Origin of the sequence: Olivibacter sp. CPCC 100613, from assembly GCF_036959255.1 — a bacterium.
In the GTDB taxonomy this organism is placed as follows: Bacteria; Bacteroidota; Bacteroidia; order Sphingobacteriales; family Sphingobacteriaceae; genus Olivibacter.
In genome coordinates this window covers 186,569-203,904 of sequence record NZ_JAWMTI010000008.1, presented here as the reverse complement: position 1 = coordinate 203,904, position 17,336 = coordinate 186,569, and the positions used below count along the sequence as shown (strand labels likewise).

At 40.0% G+C, this 17,336-nt stretch carries 12 protein-coding genes; 4 read left to right on the top strand and 8 right to left on the bottom strand.

Annotation, left to right across the window (positions count from 1 at the left end):
- The first annotated feature begins 137 nt into the window (after positions 1 to 137).
- Positions 138 to 872 carry a DUF4397 domain-containing protein gene (locus tag RYH73_RS21310; protein WP_335315510.1) on the top strand — a complete coding sequence of 245 codons (735 nt, stop codon included), beginning with the start codon at positions 138 to 140 and terminating at the stop codon, positions 870 to 872.
- A gap of 187 nt (positions 873 to 1,059) precedes the next feature.
- Positions 1,060 to 2,844, top strand: a complete 1,785-nt coding sequence (locus RYH73_RS21305) for a DEAD/DEAH box helicase (RefSeq protein ID WP_335315509.1) — start codon at positions 1,060 to 1,062, stop codon at positions 2,842 to 2,844.
- Positions 2,845 to 2,902: 58 nt separating this feature from the next.
- Here the strand turns inward: RYH73_RS21305 and ggt are convergent, their stop codons facing one another.
- The 7 genes from ggt to RYH73_RS21270 all read right to left on the bottom strand — a co-directional run bounded on the left by ggt (position 2,903) and on the right by RYH73_RS21270 (position 12,711).
- Complete coding sequence (gene ggt / locus RYH73_RS21300) at positions 2,903 to 4,609, bottom strand: gamma-glutamyltransferase (RefSeq protein WP_335315508.1); 1,707 nt, start codon at positions 4,607 to 4,609, stop codon at positions 2,903 to 2,905.
- Between the two features lie 28 nt (positions 4,610 to 4,637).
- Positions 4,638 to 5,642 (bottom strand): NAD(P)H-dependent glycerol-3-phosphate dehydrogenase, encoded by a 1,005-nt coding sequence (locus tag RYH73_RS21295; RefSeq protein WP_335315507.1) that lies wholly within the window; start codon positions 5,640 to 5,642, stop codon positions 4,638 to 4,640.
- Positions 5,643 to 5,845: 203 nt separating this feature from the next.
- Positions 5,846 to 7,321 (bottom strand): RagB/SusD family nutrient uptake outer membrane protein, encoded by a 1,476-nt coding sequence (locus RYH73_RS21290; RefSeq protein WP_335315506.1) that lies wholly within the window; start codon positions 7,319 to 7,321, stop codon positions 5,846 to 5,848.
- A 23-nt stretch (positions 7,322 to 7,344) separates the two neighbouring features.
- On the bottom strand, positions 7,345 to 10,431 hold the full coding sequence (locus RYH73_RS21285) for a SusC/RagA family TonB-linked outer membrane protein (protein WP_335315505.1): 3,087 nt from the start codon (positions 10,429 to 10,431) through the stop codon (positions 7,345 to 7,347).
- 307 nt (positions 10,432 to 10,738) lie between these two features.
- The gene (gene gldC / locus RYH73_RS21280; protein ID WP_335315504.1) at positions 10,739 to 11,089 is read right to left on the bottom strand and encodes a gliding motility protein GldC; all 351 of its coding nucleotides are present in this window, start codon (positions 11,087 to 11,089) and stop codon (positions 10,739 to 10,741) included.
- A gap of 51 nt (positions 11,090 to 11,140) precedes the next feature.
- Positions 11,141 to 11,386 carry a hypothetical protein gene (locus RYH73_RS21275; RefSeq protein WP_335315503.1) on the bottom strand — a complete coding sequence of 82 codons (246 nt, stop codon included), beginning with the start codon at positions 11,384 to 11,386 and terminating at the stop codon, positions 11,141 to 11,143.
- On the bottom strand, positions 11,383 to 12,711 hold the full coding sequence (locus tag RYH73_RS21270; protein ID WP_335315502.1) for a DEAD/DEAH box helicase: 1,329 nt from the start codon (positions 12,709 to 12,711) through the stop codon (positions 11,383 to 11,385). The genes RYH73_RS21275 and RYH73_RS21270 overlap by 4 nt, the downstream gene beginning before the upstream one ends.
- A 92-nt stretch (positions 12,712 to 12,803) precedes the next feature.
- Here RYH73_RS21270 and RYH73_RS21265 point away from each other — a divergent pair, with 92 nt between their 5' ends.
- Together RYH73_RS21265 and RYH73_RS21260 are read left to right on the top strand one after the other, a co-directional pair.
- Positions 12,804 to 14,141, top strand: a complete 1,338-nt coding sequence (locus RYH73_RS21265; protein WP_335315501.1) for a dihydroorotase — start codon at positions 12,804 to 12,806, stop codon at positions 14,139 to 14,141.
- Positions 14,142 to 14,314: 173 nt separating this feature from the next.
- A complete protein-coding gene (locus tag RYH73_RS21260) occupies positions 14,315 to 15,802 on the top strand; it encodes a M14 family zinc carboxypeptidase (protein ID WP_335315500.1) in 1,488 nt (495 codons plus the stop codon).
- A 173-nt stretch (positions 15,803 to 15,975) separates the two neighbouring features.
- On the opposite strand, the gene RYH73_RS21255 is transcribed toward RYH73_RS21260, so the two are convergent.
- Positions 15,976 to 17,166, bottom strand: a complete 1,191-nt coding sequence (locus tag RYH73_RS21255) for a C40 family peptidase (protein ID WP_335315499.1) — start codon at positions 17,164 to 17,166, stop codon at positions 15,976 to 15,978.
- Between the last annotated feature and the right edge of the window lie 170 nt (positions 17,167 to 17,336).

Here is a 17,336-nt window from a genome sequence, read left to right as displayed (position 1 = left end):
TCTTTGGTACAAACTTATGGATTTTTTTGGACGAAGACTTCGCCATAAATAAATTTTATAAATACTGTAGCGCTTGCATCTCCTAACCCGTTAAAGACAGCAGAAGACAAGCTATCAGTATACGTTTATTATTTTACATGAACTTACATACTTTATTGTTAAATAACAAGAAGAGATTAATCTATGGCTTTTTGGGCCTTTGGTTGCTGTTACCCTTAGGCGCATGCCTTAAAGATGATGACGGCGGGCGAGACGGAACAGTACCCGCAGCACTTGTTTCATTTATTCACACGTCACCGGATGCCGGTGATTTAATAGTAGGCATAAATGGGTATAGAGTTAACACACAACAATTCAAATATTTAGACCGAACAGTTTATCAATTGGTGTATCCAGGAGGCAACCAATTTCAGGTAAACACTTCCGTTGACAACAATAAATTAGATGTAAAAAACTGGAGTCTAGAAGGCGGAGTATGTTACTCCATTTTCGCAGTGGATCGCCTTGACTCATTGGAACTTTTGGGAATTCGGGATTTCTATGCCAGCGATGTTCCAGCCAACGGTATGGCAAGAGTTCGTTTTATTAATCTTTGTCCGGATTCAGTTAAGTTTGATTTAAAAACCAATAGTGTGGATACATTATTGGCATCTGATAAGAAATTTAAACAAAATAGTGCTTTTGGTGATATTAAAGCTACCGACAATATAGCTTATACGTTGGAACTCATCGACCATGACAGTCGAACGCCGATGGCCAGTACTACTTTTACACCGAAGCAAGGACAATATTACACTATACTAGCCACTGGCTTTATAGACACTGAAGAGGAAGCTGAAAAGTTGCGTGTTTCCATCTTCAAGCACGAATAGGTTGATTGATGTCCATCATTCCCATTTCGATGGACTGCCGCCCGATCCCCTTGGGCGGCTTTTTTAACGGTTAGCGGCTTTACAAAAAAATACTTTACAAAAAATAATCAAAAACTTGCACATATAACCAATTAGTCTTACCTTTGCACCTTCTTTAGACAATAAAGTCTAACGTTTTTTGAATTTCATGAACCCATTTAGTCAATTGGGAATCCGTCATGATATTGTTAATGCCGTATCGGCGCTAGGTTTTGAAAAACCTACACCAATCCAGGAACAGGCTATTCCAGCCCTCCTCACAGGCAGCAGCGATTTTGTCGGATTAGCCCAAACAGGAACCGGTAAAACCGCAGCATTTGGCCTGCCGTTATTAGAATTATTAGACTTCTCGCAAAACACACCTCAAGCATTAGTGTTATGTCCTACGCGTGAATTGTGTTTACAGATTACTAATGATCTAAAAAATTTCTCAAAGAATCTCAACAATGTACACGTTGTAGCTGTGTACGGTGGAGCGAGTATCAGTGATCAACTACGTCAGATACGACGTGGTGTTCAGATCGTTGTCGCTACACCTGGCCGTATGCTTGATATCATCGGCAGAAAGGCTATTGATTTTTCGGGAGTACGGTATGTAGTTTTGGATGAAGCAGATGAAATGCTCAACATGGGCTTTCAAGAGGACATTAACGATATTCTTTCAACTACTCCCGACGAGAAAAAAACCTGGCTATTTTCAGCCACTATGCCGGCTGAGGTCCGCCGGATTGCAAAAAATTACATGACTGATCCGTTTGAACTTACCGTAGGAACGAAAAATACCGGTAATGCAAATATCGATCATGAATATTACATTGTGAGACCTCGCGATAAATACGCGGCGTTCAAACGCATTGTAGATTTTAACCCTGAAATTTTCGGCATCGTTTTTTGTCGCACGAAAATTGAAACGCAGGAAATTGCTGAAGCATTGATAAAGGACGGTTATAATGCTGATTCTTTACACGGAGATCTTTCGCAACAACAGCGCGACAAGGTAATGAAACGCTATCGTGAACGCAGCTTGCAATTACTTATTGCAACAGATGTTGCTGCACGTGGTATTGATGTTAATGATGTAACACATGTTATTAACTTTTCTTTACCAGATGAGATTGAAAATTATACACACCGCAGTGGTCGTACTGCCCGTGCAGGTAAAACAGGGGTTTCTATTTCTCTGATTACCGCCAAGGAGCTGGGAAAAATACGTCAAATCGAGCGTGTAATTGGTAAACAATTTGTAAAAGCTGAAATCCCCAATGGCTTTGATGTTTGTGAAAAGCAACTATTTGCGCTTGTTCATAAAGTAAAAGCAGTGGAAGTTAACGACGATCAAATCGGTCAATATCTGCCACGCATTATGGATGAATTCAGCGAATTTTCTAAAGAAGATGTTATTAAGCATTTTGCTAGCTTAGAGTTCAATCGCTTCTTGGATTATTACGAGAATGCACCTGATCTAAATGTATCAGCAACCGACTCCCGATCAGAAAGAGGTGCGAAAGGAGATCGTTTCGGTCGAACCGGCTACAAATCTGATTTCACTAGGCTCTTTATTAACCTGGGATCGGTTGATGATTTTACCAGAGGTGATATGTTGGGTTATATCTGTAATAACGCGCAAATAAGTGGTAAAAGTATCGGTAAGATCGACTTGAAGGGTGTATATACTTTCTTCGAAGTGGAAAATGAGGTGGTTGATAAAATAATGAGTGGGTTTCAACGTGCTGATTTTAATGGACGTTCCGTACGTATTGAATTAGCAGGCGACCGCGATGCTGGATCTTCACGAGGTGGAAGCAGAGGTAATCGCTCTTCATCAAGAAGTGGTAGCGGACGTGGCCGCGATCGAGAAAGAGGAGATAGCCAAGGTTTCCGTGATTTTTCAGGGAAACGACGCGAGCGAAAAGGTGAACGAAGAAAATGGTAATAAATAGTAAAAGGCCCCTGTTTAAGGGGCCTTTTACTATTTATTACCTTAAAAATCTTTAATATCCAACGGCTTTATCATCTCCCCTCGAATCGGCACCTCCTGACAGCGAACCATCGGAGCTAACTAAAATAGCATCTACTCTACCAATACTACTTCGTGAAGTAAATTTATATTCTTTCTGCTCCAGTCTCGTGCGAACAGCATCTGGTATCGCATTTTCCTCTACAAAAACTTCATCTGGCAACCATTGATGATGAAAACGTGGGGCATCTACGGCCTGTTGCATTGTTTTATTAAATTCAATCACGTTTAAGATTGTCTGAAATACGGAAGTTATAATAGTTGATCCACCGGGCGTACCAACAACCATAAAGAGTTTATTATCTTTCGTTAGAATTGTTGGGCTCATCGCACTTAACATTCGCTTCCCCGGCTCAATTGCATTTGCCTTTCCACCTAGAAGGCCATATAAATTAGGTACACCGGGTTTAATCGAGAAATCGTCCATTTCGTCATTCAATAAAAAACCTGCATTCTGTACTACAACTTGTGAACCGTAGGAATTATTCAAGGTAGTGGTTATAGATACAGCGTTCCCATCCTTATCAACGATCGAAAAATGGGTAGTTTGTTCACTCTCATGGCCTGGAGGCGTTCCTGCTTTTACTTCGTTGCTAGGTGTTGCCTTATTAAAATTCATATCTTTCATCCTTTCTAACTGATAACCGGAATCCAATAATCCTTTAACCGGTACAGGATAGAAATCAATATCACCTAAGTGCTCAGCTCGATCCGCATACACCCTTCGCTCAGCCTCTACCATAACCTGAATGGTCGAATCCTGTTGAAATCCCCATCTGGATAAAGGATAAGGCTCGACAGATTTTAACAACGATACCAAAGCAATACCACCACTGGACGAAGGAGGCATTGATACAACCTGATAGCCTTTATAATTCCCCACAATTGGTTCGCGCCACTTCGCCTGATAGCGCTTTAAATCCTCATAGCTGATAATTCCGTTTCCACGCTTCATTTCTTCCAAAATCAAAAATGCCGTACGGCCTTCATAGAAACCTGCGCGACCTTTATCCTTTATTGCCGTAAGCGTTCGGGCCAGATCCTTTTGTATTAAGATATCTCCAGCTTTCCATTCACTTTTTTTATTAATAAGTGCGGTTCCCATTGGGTTAAATCGCTGAAATGTTTCTTTACGACTATTCAACTCTTCTGCTTGCATGTCCGTTAATGGGAAACCCTTCTTTGCCAAGTTTATAGCAGGTTGGAGTAGATCCTTCCAAGGTAATTTAGCATATTTTTCATGGGCTTTTACCATTCCATCGACAGTTCCGGGAACACCTACCGACAACTGTCCATCTAAACTTAAACGCTCAATTGGGTTACCTTCAGTATCCAGATACATATCCCTTGTTGCTTTCCCAGGTGCTGTTTCCCTGAAATCCAATGCGGCAAATTCGTTTTTGGCTGAACGATATACCATAAAACCGCCCCCTCCAATATTTCCTGCATTTGGATACACGACTGCTAAGGCAAATTGAACAGCAATGGCTGCATCAACAGCATTCCCGCCTTTCTTCAAAATATTTACACCAACTTCTGAGGCTATTGGATGCGCGGACACTACCATGCCATTTCGATATTTTGAAACCGTGTCCTGTGCAAAAACGAGACTATGAGTTGAAAGCAAAAGGCATAACAACAAACATTTAAATCCGCTGGTAAGTCGTAAATAGGTATTCATATAATAAGTTTTACATGTTGGTTAATAACTAGGTTAATTGGTCCGATAAAAGCTTCATTTCTATGTGTGGCGAATGCTTCTCATATAAAATAGCATATACTGCCCTACAAATCGGCATATCAACTTGGTATGTTTTATTGATTTGGTGAATACATTTCGATGCATAATACCCTTCAGCCACCATGTTCATTTCGAGCTGAGCGGATTTAACAGTATACCCTTTTCCGATCATATTCCCGAAAGTACGGTTTCGACTAAATTGTGAGTAGGCTGTCACCAATAGGTCCCCTAAATAGGCAGATTCATTAATATCTCGATGAATCGGATGAACTTTGGCCAAAAAGCGGGCCATTTCCCGTATGGCGTTAGAAATAAGAACTGCCTGAAAATTATCGCCATAGCCAACGCCATGACATATACCACTAGCAACTGCGTAGATATTCTTTAAAACCGCCCCGTATTCCGTCCCATATATATCATCGGATAGAATAGTTTTGATATAGCGAGTGGTTAATAGCGAAGAAAAAATAGAGGCTGTTTCCGGTGATGCAGAGGCAATGGTGAGGTAAGACAGCTTCTCTAATGACACTTCTTCTGCGTGACAAGGTCCGCTAATAACAGCGATCTGGCTTAGTGGAATACCGAAAGCAGTTTGTAAATAGTCGCCTACAATCTGATTTTCTTCCGGAATAATGCCTTTAATCGCACTTATAATATATTTATTCTGTAATAATGTTGCAGGTATTGTCGAAAGCGCTTTCTGCAAAAATGCGGCGGGTACACTTAAGACCAGCAGATCACATGATTCAACAACTGTCGACAATTTAGTTGTTATTTGGTCAGAAGGTATTTTTATTTCTACAGCACTGAGATAATTTGGATTATGATGGTATTCTTGGATGTATGCTGCAGCATCCTTATTCCGCATCCACCAGAAAATGTCTTTCTCTTGATCATTATCACTTAACATTTTAATGATGGCTGTCGCCCAGCTGCCCCCTCCTATTACGGCTACTTTATTTTTTCTTTCCATGCTTTATACCAACTCTACGAAAGTAGGCCAAATTAAGGATTTTTTTACATTACTACTACAAAGATTCTTTTTTAACCTCCTCCTTATATTATGAACGAACAGCCTAAGACTATCCTAGGCTGTTCGTTCCTATCGTAAATAGGTAATTTATTTTTTAAAGCAAAGATAGGCAGGTATATATAATATGCGTCTTCGCGTAGCTATCAGTATCCTGGATTGTTCTCTGTTATGCCTTGATTGTAATTTAATTCAGCCAAAGGAATAGGCCATAAATAGTGCTTTTCTGTTATAGTGACACCTTTATTTTTTTGCAGTAATTCAGCTGCTTCGCCAGTACGTTTCAAATCAAACCAACGCTTTCCCTCAAACTGAAACTCATATGCTCTCTCTTGTAAAATGGTATCTACCAATGATTCAGGCGAAAATGAAGTAGGTTGATAATCTATATCCGAAGCAGCACCAATATCTTTTCCATAAGCACGTCGCCTAATTTGATTCAATGCGTTGAGTCCTTCTGTTGTTACACCGTTTGTCCGAGCTTCGGCTTCAGCAAATAACAGTAAAACTTCCGCATAACGATAAAGCGGAAAATCATTGATGGCGCCATACTCGTTTGCTGCTGCAGGATCTATAAATTTCTTCTGAAGGACCGTGCCCTCTCCTAAGCCAATGTCCATCGGATACCACAAATGCTTGCGCAAATCTCCATCGCTCCATTCTTTATAAAAATTATTATTAACATTGGAATACTGTGCATAAGCACCCTTTCCACCGCCTTTCATAAAGTAACCGGTCTCTGGATGATTGATGATAAACGGATAATAATTTCCCTGGCCCTCGCGTGTGTACTTGAAATGAAAAACTTCTTCACTGGTTACACCAACTCCTACTCCAAAAATACGCTCAAAGTCATCCACGCGTTGTATTGGAACAAGTGAAAAAAGACCGGACTGTATGATCTCTAAAGATTTGTCTCTTGCCTCCTGATATTTGTTGGTAGTCAAAAGATAATCACTCAGCACCGTTTTGGCCATCCATGTAGTGGGTCTTCCCGGTTGCGCAGCATTATCTTCAGGAAGATAGCTTTCGGCAAAGCGAAGATCACTGTCAATCAATGCATAAACCTCCTCTACAGAATTTCGTGCTAGATCTTTTTCCTCCATATTACTTTCAATCCTTAACGGGACAGCGCCCCAATTGCGAACCAGATGAAAATAACACCAAGCACGCATAAACTTCGCTTCGGCAACATATCTGTTCTTTTCTTCATCACTCATGGCATCTCCTTCGGGAACATGTTTAATTACGAGGTTTGCATTTCGTATCGCCAAATAAAACGAATTCCAAAAATCACCTACACGATTCGTGTTGGTAGCGTCCAATCCATTGAAGTCATTAAATTGAGCCCAACTACCCCTACCATAGGCATAGTCCGTATGGCATTCTAAAGTAGCATTGTATGGCGCAATACCTTGCGCACCTAAACGAAGTGGAGGAAAGATAGCGTTTACAGCTGCCTCTGCTTCAGCAGCCGTATTATAAAATGTTTCTTCTAAAATTGAGCGTGGTTCCTGATCCAATTCTTTACTGCAACTCGATAGCATGAAGAATACGACCACAAACCATATACTGAGTCTGTGATGTTTCACCTTATATATTAATTGAGCTTTGTGTATCATGTTCTTAAAGTCTTAATTTAGTGTTAGAAACCAGCTTTCACGCCAAATGTGTAAGTTTTAGCTATTGGATAACTTAAATAATCAGAGCCACTGGAAGGCATTTCCGGATCGTACCAGGAATAATTGGTTACCGTAAGTAAATTCTGTCCGCTAACATAAACCTGTAAACGTTTAAGCCAGCCTAGATTAAATTTTTCTACCGGCAAATTATAAGCTAATTGAATGTTCCTTAACCGCAAAAAAGAACCATCTTCGATCCATCGATCGGATACCCGCGCATTAACTGTATTACTGATAACAGGGTACTTCGCATTCGGATTCTCCGGTGTCCAATGATTATTTAGTACATCACGTGTCATATTCAACCCGGAGACATAATCTACCGTACTGCCAATCGAACTGGCATTGAATATATCGTTACCGACGGTTCCTTGTAGGAAAAAGGTGAAATCAAAGTTTTTGTAAGACATCGAAGAATTCAGACCATAAATAAAATCCGGATTTGGATTTCCTATTACTGCTCGATCAGCATTGCTAATCGTTCCATCACCATTTAAATCCTTATATTTTATCTGCCCATTTTCATCATATCCGTCTTCCAAATAGCCAAAAAACAAGCCTCTCTGCAAACCTTCACGTAGTATGGTCCGCGAATCACTTACAACGTTCATTTTCAGTTCGTCCCCAAATATGTCGCCTCCGCCGTACAGCTTCAAAACTTTACTTCTGTTAAAAGCGACATTGGCTGTCACGTCCCACTTAAAATCACCCTTAAAAATATTGGCATTCAGACCTAATTCAACACCACTGTTACGTATCTGCCCCACATTCTGAAAAGTGGTTGCATAACCCATTGAAGTGGGCAAGGGAACTGCATTCAGTAAATCCTTTGTTGTTTTACGATAATAATCTGCTGTAAAAATCAAACGGTTATCTAAAACACCAAAATCAAGCCCCGCATCGATTTGCTCTGTCGTTTCCCATTTAAGATCTCGATTTGGAAGATCGGTTTCGGGTGCAAAGCTTAAGTGCAGATCTTGTCCGAAAACGGTATATCCACCGGCTAAAGGATTAAAGGTTGGATAAAAATCTTCGATCTGTGTTCCGGTTTTCCCCCAGCTAACACGAAATTTAAGATCGGAGATCCAATTATGGTCTTTTAGGAAATCCTCCTGTGAAACTCGCCAAGCAAAAGCACCGGAGGGAAAATATCCCCAGCGATTAGCTGTACGATACCGTGAAGATCCGTCTGCCCGAAAGCTCACAGTAAAGAGATATTTATCGTCGAGCGTATAATTCACCCTCGTCAGATAAGATAGTAGCGTTGATTTGTTATAGCCCGATGCCGGCACCAATGGGACTAATGCCCCACCTAAATTATCCCAACCACTTACGTTACTAATGAAGCCCTGTCCACTTCCCATAACATAGCTGTTTATAAAATCTTGATAAGTAATACCTCCTAATACATTGAAATTGTGCCGTTCGTTCCAAAGCTTAGTGTAATTGGCCGTTAGTTCAACCAGTCTACTTTGCTCATTATTGGCTGTAATTCTGGCTTCTCCCGTTGATCCTTGATACCGATTAGTACGATACATATTCTCACGATCGTCCCGATTCTCGATACCGGTTAAGAGCTTAATGTTGATGTCGGATATAGGTTTATAGGTAATCGCTGCATTTGCAAGCACTAGATTGGCTTCTGTTTTGTTTACTTCCTCATTTATCCAATTTAGCGGATTTATAATATCTGGTGCAGCTATGTTAAAGGCATTTGAAAGTAGTCTATAACCACCGTTATCATCATAAGGCGTTAAAGCGGGTGGAGCACCTAAAATAGCCGATATTAGCGAATTACCGCGAGCTCCTCCGTTGCTGTCCTTTCTTCCCGTTATTAACCTACTCATCGTTGCATTAGCATCTACGGTTAACTTGTCACTAAGCTGGTGTTGAATACTTCCACGTATGGAATATCGGTCATAATCACTCCCTTTAATAATCCCATCCTGCGCAAGTACGCTACCGCCAATTGAAAATTGGGTACGTTCATTCCCTCCTCCAATGTTAAGTGATGTACTTTTTATAGGAGCTGAACGGAAAATAAAGTCTTGCCAGTCAAAGGATGGCAGATTATTTATTTGTTCTTGTGTAAAATAGGGATTAACACCATCATTTGCTGCACGCAAGTTATAAAATGTTGCATATTCGGGACCAGTCATTAAATCCAGCTTCTTCCTGATCTGCTGTATACCGTAATTTGCTTCAAAATCTACCTGTGTTGCGTTTCCAGTACCTTCCACACCTCCTTGTTTGGTCGTGATGATCACCACACCATTCGCTCCTCTAGATCCATATATTGCCGTGGCAGACGCGTCTTTAAGTATCTCCATACTTTCTATATCAGCATTATTTAGGATTGTGGGGTTACTTCCCGATAGCGGAAAGCCATCTACAACATATAAAGGCTCATTACTTCCTAAGATAGAATTTGATCCCCTAATACGAACGGACATGCTCGGTCCTGGCGCACCCGAACCTTGGTAAACCTGCACACCTGGTGCACGGCCAGATAATGATTGTAGGGCATTACTTGTAGGAAAGGCATTGATTTCAGTAGCCTTTACCTGTGCTACCGAACCTGTTAAGTCTTTCTTCTTTACCGAGCCATAACCGATAACGACTACTTCTTCTAAAGCTTCCTGTTCCGCTTGGAGAACAACATTTACTTCCTTTCTTGTACCTACACGTTCTTCTTTACTTCCATAACCGGTATAAGAGAACACCAGTATTGTATTCCCATCAACGGTGGCTTTATAACGGCCATTCGGATCAGTTGTTGTACCGGTGTTGGGTCTGCCCTTTACCATTACAGACACCCCCGGAAGCGCATTTCCTTGTTCATCCTGAACAATTCCAGATATTGTATCCTGCGCTTTTGCTTTTGTAGTGTCGCTAGGCGTTTTTACAGTATCGTTAGCGATCGTAGGTGTTGGAATCTCTTGAGCATAAGACAGCTTTACAAATAATACATCAGCAATTAAAAAAACAGCAATCAGTATACTTATGTATTTAAACGATTGCATTAGATAAAATAAGGGTCTAACCACCATAACAGAAGGCTTAATAAATAACGATTAATAATGCAAGTATGTAACAATTGTCTGTCCATTTTTAAAGGAAAGTGGTGTCGAATCGATTATCGATCCCTAACTTTTCCATGGAATCAAGATCAAAAAACGCTATTTATCAAAACTAGCCCGTCAAATTGCTTAATTTGATTAATTAATCAAATTAAGCAATTTGACGGGACATCGATCCCATAAATAATTATGGATATGTGGAAAAGGTAGGATAGTTTGTAGAGAAAGGGAAACAACTAGTTCAATAAAATGGACTGGTTGTTTTCCTTTGAACGTATTATTTTTCGGCTTGTACTACTTCCATTTTTTCAGCGAAATGGGCGCAATAATCACGCAAATCTCCGATGACAGCCTCTGCTAAAGGATCGCTACCGGCAGCTCTTAGAAAAGAGTCCCCCATGGTCTGTAGGGTTTCATAAAAAAAACGCTTCATTTCATCGAGCGGCATTTCTTTCGTCCATAAATCAATCCTTAAAGCATTTTTGTAATGATGATCCCAGAGTGCTAAAAACATCGCCTTGGTGGGCAACGCATCTTTACTCTCTCCCTCTGTCGACTCCCAGGTTATATTTTCAGGAATGTTTGCGTCATCTAATTCAATTGTTAATTTTATTTCTGCTTTTCTCACTTTATATTATTTTAGTTATTTCCTTAATCTACTGAATGATTTCAATCTACATCACCTCCCTATTAACCAGATCAATAGGATCGTAACAGCTACAAAGCCTATTTCTACAAACCAAACTCGTCTAATCCGTTGAAAAAAAAGACGGAAGAACTGATCGGCAATGATCAATATAATAATTAACAGCAGGGCAAGCGCAGCTCTTTTCCAAGTTAATTGATGAATGGATACGCTCCATAATACCCAAACGGAAAATACGGCACATACAATATTAAGCGGGGTCAGGCGTAGGTTCTTCATCTCTTGTGTTTCATATTGCGACCTGCTGACTTTTTACTTGCCGTTTTGCTCTTGCTATTTTTATCTGTCTTCTTATTCGCTGTTTTCTTTTCGTGAAAGGCACCTTTGAATTCGGGATTCTCTTTCCGCTTTTGCATATCGATCTCTCTCGCCTGCTTTTGATGCTCTTCAAAAGAAGTCTTTTCTATAAGCACATCACCAGGTAAGTCAAAAACTGGAATTTGTTGGCGAATAAGCTTTTCTACCTTTTGGACGTAGTATTCTTCTGCTGGTGTACACATACTAATGGCAACGCCCGATTTAGTGGCTCTACCTGTACGACCTATACGATGTACATAATCTTCTATTACAATAGGAACATCGAAATTAATAACATGACTTACATCACTCACATCCAACCCCCGAGCTGCCACATCTGTTGCGACTAGCATTCGCACCGTTCCTTCTTTGAACGCATTAATAGAATTAATACGCGTATTTTGTCCTTTATTGGCATGAATCACGCGAACTTCTTCTTCGCCATACTTCCTGGATAAAAAGTGATAGACATTATCCGCTGTCGTTTTCGTTTTACAGAAAATAATCAGTCGATGAAAGTCTTTATCATTTTTTAGCAAATATTGCAAAAGATTAATTTTTGTTTTTGTATTTGGAACCAGATACAGCTGCTGACTTACGGTATTGGCTGGCGTAGCTTGTGGTGATACTTCAACAATCGTTGGAAAGGCTAAAAAATCACCAGCTATCTTATGAACAAGTTCACTCATCGTCGCGGAAAAGAGTAAATTTTGTCTCTTCCTAGGTACAACTTCCAGAATTCTATGGATTTTCCCAATAAAACCCATATCCATCATTTTGTCCGCTTCGTCCATTACCAAAAACTTGATTTGCTTCGTAGTAATATGTTGCGCCAAATACAGATCTAAAAATCTCCCTGGAGTAGCCACTAGAATATCCACCCCCTTCGTAAGTGCTTCTATCTGTGGTTTGGGGCCCAAACCTCCATAAAGTACAACGGTACGTAAATCTGTATATTTTGCAAAAAGCTGAATATTCGCCTCAATTTGCATCGCCAGTTCTCTGGTGGGTGATAAAATCAATGCTCTTGGATCAGATCCTTGTGCATATTTGAGTTTCATGATCATCGGTAGGACATAAGCGGCTGTTTTTCCCGTACCTGTTTGCGCAATCCCCATAACGTCCTGTCCTGCAAGTATAGGCGTAATTGCTTTTTGCTGAATGGGTGTAGGTTCCCTATATTCCGCTTCTGCTATTGCGTTCAGTATTTGCCTGTTAAACTTAAAGTCCTCAAATGATTTATGCATAGCCTACAAAGATAGAGAATTGATCGGATTGGATAAAATTGTTTATGAAGTCAATTTTGTCTAAGTTTGACTCTTCATACTGAACAATATATATGTCATCCATTTTAATCAAAGCCGCAACTATCGTAAATGAAGGAACGACTCAGGTAGCCGATCTGTATATAAACCATGGAATAATTGAAATGATTTCTTCCGAAATCAACCATCCTGCCGATCATGTCATTCGTGCGGAAGGGCTCTATCTTTTCCCCGGCCTCATCGACGACCAAGTTCATTTTCGAGAGCCTGGTTTAACGCATAAGGCGGACATATGGCATGAAAGCAGGGCCGCGGTGGCTGGCGGTACGACTAGTTTTATGGAAATGCCCAATACAGTCCCCAACACCTTAACACAAGAATTATTAGAGGATAAATACCGTATTGCCTCAAGGACTTCCTTAGCGAATTATTCCTTTTTTATGGGGGCCGCCAATAACAATCTGGAGGAGGTTTTGAAAACAAGCCCCAGAGATGTCTGTGGTATCAAAGTCTTCATGGGATCGTCAACCGGGAATATGCTGGTTGATAATGAGAAAACGTTAGAAGCTATCTTTAAAAATGCCCCGATTCTTATTGCGACGCATTGTGAAGATGAAGCAACAATTAGGCAAAATTTGGCCTATTTCAAGGATCGTTATGGCAACGAATTGAATCCCGACATGCATCCTTTAATCAGATCTGCTGAAGCTTGTTATTTATCCTCGTCAAGTGCGGTTGCCTTGGCCAAGAGATTTGGTACACGCTTGCATATTTTACATATTTCAACAGCAAAGGAAACGCTGCTATTTAACAACGACATACCACTTAAAGACAAAAAAATAACCGCTGAAGCCTGTATTCATCACCTGTGGTTTAATGACCAGGATTATAAAAATAAGGGAAATTTAATCAAATGGAATCCTGCTGTAAAAACCAAAGAGGATCAAAAAGAAATTCTAAAGGCTGTATTAGATGGGAGATTGGATGTAATAGCTACTGACCACGCACCTCATACATTGGAGGAAAAATCTAAACCCTATCTTGAAGCGCCTTCAGGAGGACCTTTGGTTCAACATGCTTTACAGGCACTACTTGATCTGTATCATGAAGGAAAGTTAACCTTGGCGGATATTGCTCAAAAAACTGCGCATAATACCGCGATTTGCTTTCAGGTTGAAAATAGGGGTTTTATTCGTGAAGGGTATTTCGCCGATCTTGTATTGGTTGATCTGAACAAACCTTATACGGTAAGTCCCGCTAATATTTTATCAAAGTGCGGCTGGTCGCCATTTGATGGACATACTTTTAAATCGTCCATTACACATACCATCGTGTCAGGGAATCTGGCTTTTAATGATAATAAGATTGTAAGTGACGCTCCGGGAAAACGTTTGCTATTTGAGCGGAACTAGTGATTAACGGTAAATTGAAATTACCAATTGTACGAAATGGAAAAACAAGCATTATTGTGTCATGTCAGGAACTGGAGAGAAATAGGAATGAAGGCACCTTTTTTGTTTAAGGAAAATACAGGTTAAGATGATTTCTTTACATGGCGGTTTACAGGTAACAATCCCCTACTGATATGAAGTACATAACAATCATTTTCTTTACTTTACTCGCTATAAGCTCCTGTCAACAAGAGAAATCCAACCTTAATAACAAAAACACCTATAACCCCGATACTACCATGTTAACCAGTGCTTTTGAAGCTTTTAAGGAAAAAAGTCTTACCCACCGTCGATTTAAACATACCGATATAGAGCCACTCATCTTAAAACGAGAAGAAGGCAAATTATTTGAAGTAACCAAGTTGGGTCAGTCAGTACAGAAAAGAACACTCTATCAATTAAAATATGGCACGGGCGATAAGCGTGTGATGTTGTGGTCACAAATGCATGGGAATGAAAGTACAGCGACCATGGCTTTATTTGATCTTTTTAATTTTTTAGAAGGTGCAAATGATCAATTTGACACTATTCGCTCCTTATTAAGTGAAAATACGACCTTATACTTCCTTCCCATGATTAATCCCGACGGGGCTGAAATTTTCAACCGAAGAAATGCGTTGGATATTGATTTAAATCGGGACGCCCGCGAAACAGCTACTCCTGAAGCACGCATTCTGAAAGAGGCTGCAGAAACCAATAAACCCGCATTTGGCTTTAATTTACATGATCAGCATATTTACTATAATGTACCTGGTACAGGAAACCCTGCTACCATATCGTTCTTGGCACCCGCCTACAACCACGAGAAAGACATTAACGATGTTCGAGGCAAAGCGATGCAACTTATTGTTGGCATGAACAAACTCCTGCAACAATATATCCCTCATGGGGTAGCCAAATATGACGACACGCACGAACCACGCGGTTTCGGTGACAATTTTCAAAAATGGGGGGCTAGTACCGTGCTCATCGAGTCAGGAGGTTACAAAAATGACCCTGAAAAGCAATATATTCGAAAACTAAACTTTTTGATTATCTTGAATGCCTTAATTGAAATTGCGCAGGAAAGTTATGTCCAATACGAACAAGACGCCTATAAAGATATTCCCGAAAATGCTACTAAATTGAGTGACTTATTAATAAAGAATATCCGGGCTGAACGGGATTCGATAAGTTATTCCGTTGATTTAGCGATTAAAAGAGATGAGTTAAATGCACCGGATAGCACCTTTTATATCAGGGGAAGAATTGATGATGTAGGTGATTTGAAAGATAGCTACGGCTATGAGGAGTTGGATGCAAAAGGGTTACATTTTATGAAGGGAAAAATATATCCGAGTGCTATAAATCATCCTAAAGAACTTACAAAAGAAAAGGTAATGGATTTGTTAAGAGCTGGCTATCTTGCTGTACAAGTTAGAAATGTGGCAATCAACAAACATCACAAATGGCCCCTTCTTCTAACTGGTAACGGAACAATTTATGGCAATAGTCCAAATCTAGGAAGTCAGGCAAACTTCTTTTTGGCGAAGGATGGGAAACCGGTATACGCCATCGTTAATGGTTATTTGATCGACCTGTCGAAAGAACTGGAGCTAGATTTCAAAAACTATATTCAGTAGTTAAATAAAAAGAGTACTTACAACCATACCGAAATACACAAATCGGTTAGTATAATAGGTATTGTACTTCTAGAACCTGCAGCAATTGTGAACACATGCCTAAGTTACCTGATCTTTTTTCAAGAGCGGTGTTTGCTGCTAAATGCCATAAAAGTTGATGTTAATTTTTCCAATTATTCTATCTTCTTTATTCCCTTTAGTTCCTGATTTACCAAATAACGGCGAGCGGCCACCACTGTCCTGCTTTCGAAATCGTCATAATTGAAATTCCCGGGCACCATACTGTTGATTCTTACCTTACCAGCGGCATGAATGAATGTGCCGTTCCCCATGTATAGTGCTACATGCGTCACTTTGGCATTGGGATGTCCATTTCTTCCGCTGGCAAAAAATAAAAGATCTCCGGCGTTTAAGTTTTTCAACGATTTGGACAAGTCAAATTTTTCATTGGTTAAAATATCAACTGGTTTGCCGACTAAAACCTGCTGTGAAGCATCTCTAGGTATAATAAAACCATTCATGAGATAAGCCGTTTTTGTAAATCCACTGCAATCGACTCCTTTAACGGATGTTCCGCCCCATAGATAAGGTACCCCCATCATTGTTTTAGCAATTTCCAAAACGGTTTCTGCCGTTGGATGAAGCCCATGCTTCCAATCATTGTAACTCATTGCTGCAGTTCTATCGACGTAGCCTCGTCTACCATCGGGGAAAACTACTTTAAAAAAATCTTTATACTCCTCCTCCGCGATCAATATATTTCCCATTACTATATCTGAAACCCGCAACGACTTTTTATCTTGCTCACTATAAACATGTCCATAATCGGACGTAACTATTATTTTTTTCTGTCTATTCCATTTTTCTATTTCATTTTTTGTTTTTAAAGCAATAGCTGCCGCATCTAACCAACTGATATAGCCGTCAATTGTCCGAACTAAGTAATAGCCTTTCTCTTCTTTCAACACATCAATAGGCCATCCTAATAAAGCCTGGCTTGCCATTTCCGCAGTATTTTTGGGTTCGGTACGCATATTGCCAACAGAAACATTAATTAAACCGAAAACGGTATCTCGTAAAGCTGTATCAGGCAAATAGCTGATAAACAGTGCTTGATTAATATTGGCTTTCTTGTACTGTTGACTGAAATAGGCAGCGGCTGTACGATCACTTGTTTCGAGTATATGTCGTCCCAGTGAGTCACGATGAAGTTCGAACACAACTGTTCTTTTGTCAAGTGTATATTTACCACGAGTGACCTCCAGGAGATGGGCAATTTTTGTTTCCAGGAGCGAATCGGATTGTGCCTTTGCCACTGAATAAAATCCTAAAGCAAACAGAACAAGCATATTTATTCTTCTCATGATGATTAGATGGGATATTTTCACACTAAATTAAGTTATATGTTAAAGAGAGCAAATATTTTGCATATTTTTATTTAAAAACCGCAAGACAATGCAGTTCGTAAAGATTATTTAATAAGTAGATAGCGCGCGTATTTTTCTAAAGACTTTTTTTATGTTTGCATCCGTAT